The 7,158-nt window shown below is 71.4% G+C and carries 4 protein-coding genes; all 4 read right to left on the bottom strand.

What is annotated here, in order from left to right:
* Positions 1–10 precede the first annotated feature (10 nt).
* Entirely contained in the window at positions 11–793 is a 783-nt protein-coding gene (locus Q9S36_RS29505) for a hypothetical protein (RefSeq protein WP_311288395.1), read from the bottom strand.
* A 97-nt stretch (positions 794–890) separates the two neighbouring features.
* Positions 891–2,639 carry a malto-oligosyltrehalose trehalohydrolase gene (treZ, locus tag Q9S36_RS29500; protein WP_311288394.1) on the bottom strand — a complete coding sequence of 583 codons (1,749 nt, stop codon included), beginning with the start codon at positions 2,637–2,639 and terminating at the stop codon, positions 891–893.
* A complete protein-coding gene (gene treY / locus Q9S36_RS29495) occupies positions 2,636–4,945 on the bottom strand; it encodes a malto-oligosyltrehalose synthase (protein WP_311288393.1) in 2,310 nt (769 codons plus the stop codon). Before treY ends, treZ begins: the two co-directional genes overlap by 4 nt.
* Positions 4,942–7,119: a glycogen debranching protein GlgX gene (gene glgX / locus Q9S36_RS29490; RefSeq protein WP_311288392.1), complete on the bottom strand. Its 2,178-nt coding sequence runs from the start codon at positions 7,117–7,119 to the stop codon at positions 4,942–4,944. The genes treY and glgX overlap by 4 nt, the downstream gene beginning before the upstream one ends.
* Positions 7,120–7,158 lie beyond the last annotated feature (39 nt).

Here is a 7,158-nt window from a genome sequence, read left to right as displayed (position 1 = left end):
CGGTGTGACGTCAGCGGGTGCAGAGCACCTCGGGCGTCGCGACGGCGGCGTAGCCGGCCGGCGTGGCGCTCGTGCTGAGGTCGAACTTGATGCGGAACGCGTCCTTGATGTCGACGACCTCGTCGGCCACGACGGTGCCGACCGCGAGGGCGTGGCTGGACTTGACCGCGCCGTCGGCGGTGACGGTGACGGCGCCGCTGGAGCCGCTCGCCGACTGGTCGATGAGGGCGTACGTCGCCCGCAGCTGGAGGCACTTGCGACCCAGCGTGTACTCGATCGACGACGCCGTGCCCGGCGTGGCGGTCAGGACGCTGGCGGCGTAGTAGTCGGTGGCGATGAGCGCGCCGTTGAACTGGACGTTCTGCGCCGGACCGGCCGGGCGGGCGGTCAGCCGGCCCCAGCTGTAGACCTCGACGTCGAGCGTGGGGCTGAAGCCCTTCTTCACGCCGTTCGAGGCCGGCTTGAGGACGCGGTACTGGCGCTTGCCGGGCGTCGACGGGTCGTCCTTGAGCACGTAGGAGCCGTTGCCCTTGATCTTGGCGGTGCCCGTGGACTTCCAGGACTTCTTGTTGCCCACGCGCTGCTGGAGGACGACCTTCTGGCCGGCGGCCTTCGGGGTGACCTTGCCGCGGACCTTGATGATGGTCTCCTCGCCGATGGCGACGGTCTTGTTGACCTTGGCGGTCACGGTGTAGGAGCCGGCCTTGGCCGGCGCCGCCGTGGAGGGCGCCGCGAAGGCGAGCGGAGCGACGGCCAGGGCTGCCGCCGCGGTGAAGGCGGTGATGCGGTTCATGGTGGTTCCCCGTGGTGTGAGCTGCGGCCGGAAGGCCCTTGCGTGGTGGAGACTCTAGGGCCGCCGGAAAAGTTGCGACGGATCCGACACGGGCTGTTCAGCGCAGGAGCGCACCGGCGTGCGGAGGGACCTCCACCGTGCCACCGGAGAGCTTTACGCCCGACGGTGTCTGGAACAGCACCTCGCTCGCGTCCACCTCGAGAGTGACGTCGACCTCGCCGGCGTTGACGACGACGAGCAGGTCGCCGCGGCGCATGGTGAACAGGCGCCCCTCGACCGTGCACGAGACGGAGCCGAAGGCCGGGTCGGTCAGCTGCGGCAGCTCGCGCCGCAGCCGGGCGAGCTGCCGGTAGCAGTCGAGGACGACGGCGTGCCGCCCGCTGTCGAGCTCGTCCCAGTCGAGCTTGGACCTCTGGAAGGTGGCCGGGTCCTGCGGGTCGGGCACCTCGGCAGGGTCCCAACCCATCTTCGCGAACTCCGCGATCCGCCCCTCCGCCGTGGCCTTACCCAGCTCGGGCTCAGGGTGGGAGGTGAAGAACTGGAACGGCGTGGACGCCGCCCACTCCTCCCCCATGAACAGCATGGGCGTGAACGGACCGGCGAGCGTGAGCAGCGCCGCGCAGGCGAGCTGGTCGTCGTCGAGGTGCTCGGCCAGCCGGTCGCCGCGCGCCCGGTTGCCGATCTGGTCGTGGTTCTGGTTGGCCACCACGAGCCGCCAGGTGGGCATCGTCGCGGTGTCGATCGGCACGCCGTGCTCGCGCTCGCGGAACGACGACCAGGTGCCGTCGTGGAAGAACCCGCGCTCGCAGACCTTGGCCAGCGCCTCGAGCGGCTCGAAGTCGGCGTAGTAGCCGGCGGTCTCCCCGCTGAGGGCGACGTGGACGGCGTGGTGGAAGTCGTCGCTCCACTGGGCGTCGAGGCCGTAGCCGCCGGCCTCGCGCGGCGTCACCAGCCGCGTGTCGTTCAGGTCGGACTCGGCGACCAGCGTCAGAGGCCGGCGCAGGTGGGCCGACAGCGCGGCGACCTCGACCGCCATCTCCTCGAGCAGGTGCACCTCGGAGGTGTCGCTGAGCGCGTGCACAGCGTCGAGCCGGAGCGCGTCGACGTGGTAGTCCTCGAACCACATCCGCACGTTGTCGAGGATGAACCGGCGCACCTCGGCCGAGCCCTCGCCGTCGAGGTTCACCAGGTCGCCCCAGGTGTTGCGGCCGTCCTTGAGGTAGGGCCCGAAGAGCGGCAGGTAGTTGCCCGAGGGGCCGAGGTGGTTGTGGACCACGTCCTGCACGACGCCCAGACCCTTGGCGTGGCAGGCGTCGACGAACCGCTGGTACGCCTCGGGGCCGCCGTAGCCCTCGTGGACGGCGTACCAGCCGACGCCGTCGTAGCCCCAGTTGTGGGTGCCGTTGAAGGCGTTGACCGGCATCACCTCGACGAGGTCGACGCCGAGGTCGAGCAGGTGGTCGAGGCGCTCGATCGCGTGGTCGAGCGTGCCGCCCGGGGTGAAGGTGCCGACGTGCAGCTCGTAGATCACCGAGCCCGGCAGCTGGCGACCGGTCCACGCGGCGTCCTGCCACTCGTACGTCGTGAGGTCGCGCCGGGAGAGCTCGTGCACGCCGCCGGGCTGGCGGCGCGAGCGCGGGTCGGGTCGCGGCTCCGGGTCGTCGTCGAGGAGGTAGCCGTAGTCGACGTAGAGGGGGTGCTCCACCGCGGCGGGCAGCGGCTCGGCCGGCGTCCACCACCCGTCGTCGCCGCGCGACATCTCGAGCACGGAGCCCCCGGCGTTGTCGCCGCAGAGCAGGCGCACGCGCTGCGGCCGCGGCGCCCAGACGTCGAAGGGGCCCCTCACGCGTCCTCCCGCACCAGCAGCGCGACCGGGTGGGTGGCGAGCAGGTCGGCGAGGTGCCCGTCGGTCCCGACGCCGGTGAGCACGTCGTGCCAGCGGCCCGGCGGCAGGTCGAGACGGGTGTCGCCCCAGCCGCCGGCGGCGTCGAGCCCGACCGGCAGCCGGGTCACCACGGTGATCGCGCCGCCGCGATCGAACGCGACCGCGTGACCGGCGGCCGTGCCCGTCGCGGTGACCGGGGTGTAGCCGGTGAAGAGCTCGGGGCGCTCGCGGCGCAGGGTGAGCGCCGTGCAGGTGACGTGCAGCTTGGTCGCGGCGTCGTCCTCGGCCGTGCCGGCGAGCAAGCCGGCGCGGTGGTCGAAGTCGACGGGCCGGCGGTTGTCCGGGTCGACGAGCGAGGTCTCCCACAGCTCGCTGCCCTGGTAGACGTCGCAGACACCCGGCATGGTGATCGCGACCAGCTTGGCGGCGAGGGAGTTCGACTGGGCGGGGGCGTCGATGCGGGTGGCGAGGTCGACCAGCACCTGCTGCACCTCGGCGGAGTCGAAGACGGCGTCGACGGCCGCGTGCACCGCCACCTCGTACTCCTCGTCGGGCTCGGTCCAGGTGGTGCGGTCGCCGGCCTCGCGCATCGCCTTCTCGGCGTAGCCGTGCAGCCGCTCGGGCAGGTCGGGCAGGTGTTCGGGCGTCCACGCCCCCAGCACGGCCTGCCACAGCAGGGAGCCGAAGGCGGGGTCGGGCACCGGCGCGAGGCGCAGCAGCTCGTCGAGCGACCGCTCCCAGTGCCCGGGCTCCTCGGCCAGCACCGTGATGCGGGCGCGGACGTCCTCGCCGCGCTTGGTGTCGTGGGTGGAGAGGGTGACCATCGCATCGGGCCAGTCGCGCTGCCGGGTCGCCATGGCGTCGTGGAAGTCCTCGACCCCGATCGCGAAGATCGACGGGTCGCCGCCCACCTCGTTGAGCGAGGTCAGCCGGGACCAGCGGTAGAACGAGCAGTCCTCGACGCCCTTGGCCATGACCATGCCGGAGGTCTGCTGGAAGCGCCGGGCCGGCTGGCCCCACTCGTCGTGCAGCACGGGCTCGAGGACGTCGTACGTCGCGGCGAGGTCGGGGCGCTCCGCCCGCGCCCGGGTGAACGCCTGCTCGAGGTGCTCGCGGCCCTCGGGGAGGTAGGAGCGGTAGACCGGGAAGCAGGCCAGCAGCTCGGCGACCGCGTCGGCGACGGCGTCGTCGTCGGCCGACTCGTTGCGGTGCTCGAGCACCCGCTCGACCTCGCGGGTGATGCGGAGGACCTCGGCGTGCAGGATGCCGTCGGCGACCGCGCGCTTGTTGTCGTGGACCATCCGCTCCCAGTCGACCGGCGCGCCGCGCAGCCGGTCCTCCAGGGCGGTCAGCGGCGCCTCGCCGGCCGGGTCGGTGAGCACGCGGTCGATGAGCGCGAGCGCGTCGTACCCGGTGGTGCCGGACGTGGCCCAGTCGCGGGGCAGCTCCTCGCCGGGCTCGAGGATCTTCTCGACCAGGACGTAGGCGCCACCGGTGAGCGCGGCGAGGTCGTCGAGGTAGCGCTTGGGGTCGCGCAGGCCGTCGGGGTGGTCCACCCGCAGCCCGTCGACGAGGCCCTCGTCGAACCAGCGCTTGATCTCGACGTGGGTCTCGGCGAAGACCTCGGGGTCCTCGACGCGCACCGCGGCGAGGGTGTTGACGGCGAAGAAGCGGCGGTAGTTGAGGTCCTCGTCGGCGGCCCGCCAGCTGACCAGCTCGTAGTGCTGCTCCTCGAGGGTGGTCGTGCCGGGCGCCAGCGGGAAGCGCTGGTCGTGGTAGCGCACGACGCCCTCCCCCGGGCCGCTGGTGTCGATGCGGATCGCGTCCTCGTCGTCGTCGCCGACCACCGGGATGAGGATCCGCCCGTCACCGGCCGCCCAGTCCACGTCGAACGCCGTCGCGTGCTCGGACTCCCGGCCCAGCCGCAGCACGTCCCACCACCAGGGGTCCTCGGCCGGCGTCGCGACGCCGACGTGGTTGGGGACGATGTCGACCAGCACACCCATGCCGAGGCGGCGTGCCTCGGCCGACAGGGCGTCGAGACCCTCGGCACCACCGCGCTCGGGGTCGACGTGGTCGAAGGCGACCACGTCGTAGCCGTGCGTGCTGCCCGGCTCGGAGGCCAGCAGCGGCGAGAGGTAGACCCAGTCCACGCCGAGGTCGTGGAGGTACGGCAGCACCCGCGCGGCGTCGTACAGGGTGAAGTCGGGGCTCACCTGCAGGCGGTAGGTGCTGCGCGGGGTGCGCCGGTCCGGGTCGTGGGTCACGGCGCCTCTGTTCCCGCGGTGGTGCTCAGGGATGCGGCGACCGAGCGGTCGGTCTCCTCCGGCTCGGGATCGGTGTGCTCGCGGAGCACCAGGGTGGACCGCTCCCCCATCCGCAGGGACGTGCCGGCCTTGCAGGTGCCACGGTCGTCGGCCACCCCGCCGGTGTCGATCAGCACGTCCCACGACTCGGCGTACTCCGCCGGGGGCAGGGTCACCTCGCACTCGCCGTCGGCGTTGAACCACAGCACGAAGTGATCGTCGGTGATCGGCTTGCCGCGGGAGTCGCGGGTGTTGATGGCGTCGCCGTTGAGGTACATGCCCAGCGACTTCTGGCCCGAGTCCCAGTCGCCCTCCTCCATCGGCCGGCCGTCGGGGTGCAGCCACACGATGTCGTCGAGGCCGTTCTCGTCGGCCTGCCCGGTGAAGAACTGGCGACGGCGGAAGGTGCGGTGCTCGCGGCGCAGCCGGGAGACGGCGGCGGTGAACTCGACGAGCCCGTGGTCGGCCTCGTCCCAGTGCACCCACGTGAGCTCGTTGTCCTGGGCGTAGCCGTTGTTGTTGCCGTCCTGGGTGCGGCCGAGCTCGTCACCGTGCAGCAGCATCGGCACGCCCTGGCTGAGCAGCAGAGTGGTGATGAAGTTGCGCTGCTCGCGCGCGCGCAGCGCATTGACGTGCTCGTCGTCGGTCGGGCCCTCGACGCCGTGGTTCCACGAGCGGTTGTGGCTCTCGCCGTCGTTGTTGTCCTCGCCGTTGGCCTCGTTGTGCTTCTCGTTGTACGACACCAGGTCGCGCAGCGTGAAGCCGTCGTGGGCGGTGACGAAGTTGATGCTCGCGAAGGGCCGGCGACCCGAGTTCTCGTAGAGGTCCGAGGAGCCGGCGACGCGCGAGGCGAACTCGCCGAGCGCGGGCTCACCGCGCCAGAAGTCGCGGACGGTGTCGCGGTAGGCGCCGTTCCACTCGGTCCACTGGGGCGGGAAGCCGCCGACCTGGTAGCCACCGGGGCCGATGTCCCACGGCTCGGCGATCAGCTTGACCTGGCTGACCACCGGGTCCTGCTGCACGAGCTCGAAGAAGGTGGACAGCTTGTCGACGTCGTAGAACTCGCGCGCCAGGGTGGAGGCGAGGTCGAAGCGGAAGCCGTCGACGTGCATCTCGGTCACCCAGTAGCGCAGCGAGTCCATGATCAGCTGCAGCGAGTGCGGGTGCCGGACGTTGAGGGAGTTCCCGGTGCCCGTGTAGTCCATGTAGTACTGCAGGTCGTCCTCGACGAGCCGGTAGTAGGCGACGTTGTCGATGCCCTTCATGCTGAGCGTCGGCCCGAGGTGGTTGCCCTCGGCGGTGTGGTTGTAGACCACGTCGAGGATGACCTCGATGCCCGCGGCGTGCAGCGCCTTGACCATCGCCTTGAACTCCTGCACCTGCTGGCCGAGGCCGTCGGTGGAGGCGTAGGACTCCTGCGGGGCGAAGAACCCGATGGTGTTGTAGCCCCAGTAGTTGCGCAGACCCTTCTGCACGAGCGCGTCGTCCTGCACGAACTGGTGCACCGGCATCAGCTCGATCGCGGTGACGCCGAGGCGGGTGAGGTGCTCCACGACCGCCGGGTGCGCGATGCCGGCGTAGGTCCCGCGCAGCTCCTCGGGCACCTCGGGGTGCAGCTGGGTGAGGCCCTTGACGTGCGCCTCGTAGATCAGCGTCTCGTGGTACGGCGTGCGCGGGCGCGCCTCGCCCTCCCAGTCGAAGAACGGGTTGATCACCACGCCGAGCATCACGTGGTCGAGCGAGTCGTCGTCGTTGGTGGTGTCGGGGTCCTCGAAGGAGTAGGAGAAGACCGACGGGTCCCACTCGTACTCGCCCACCGTCGCCTTGGCGTAGGGGTCGAGGAGCAGCTTGTTCGGGTTGCAGCGCAGGCCCTGCGCCGGGTCCCACGGGCCGTGGACGCGGTAGCCGTAGCGCTGGCCCGGCTGCACGCCGGGGAGGTAGGCGTGCCAGACGAACGCGTCGACCTCGGTCAGCTCCACCCGTGTCTCGCGGCGCTTGCCCTCCGCTGCCGGGTCGTCGTCGATCAGGCACAGCTCGACGCGCTCGGCGACCTCGCTGAAGAGCGCGAAGTTGGTGCCGCTGCCGTCGTAGGTCGCACCGAGGGGGTAGGCCGATCCGGGCCAGGTCTCCGTCATGCCCGCGACGCTACCGGCGACCGGCGAGTAATCGACCAG

The sequence above is a fragment of the Microbacterium sp. ARD31 genome, from assembly GCF_031844425.1.
The sequence above is the reverse complement of the archived record's forward strand: the minus strand, read 5'-3'. Positions and strand labels throughout refer to the sequence as shown.

Bases quoted from the DNA above. Each gene is read 5' to 3' on its own strand.
- Q9S36_RS29505 (WP_311288395.1), bottom strand. From the start codon at position 793: ATGAACCGCATCACCGCCTTCACCGCGGCGGCAGCCCTGGCCGTCGCT.
- glgX (WP_311288392.1), bottom strand. From the start codon at position 7,119: ATGACGGAGACCTGGCCCGGATCGGCCTACCCCCTCGGTGCGACCTAC.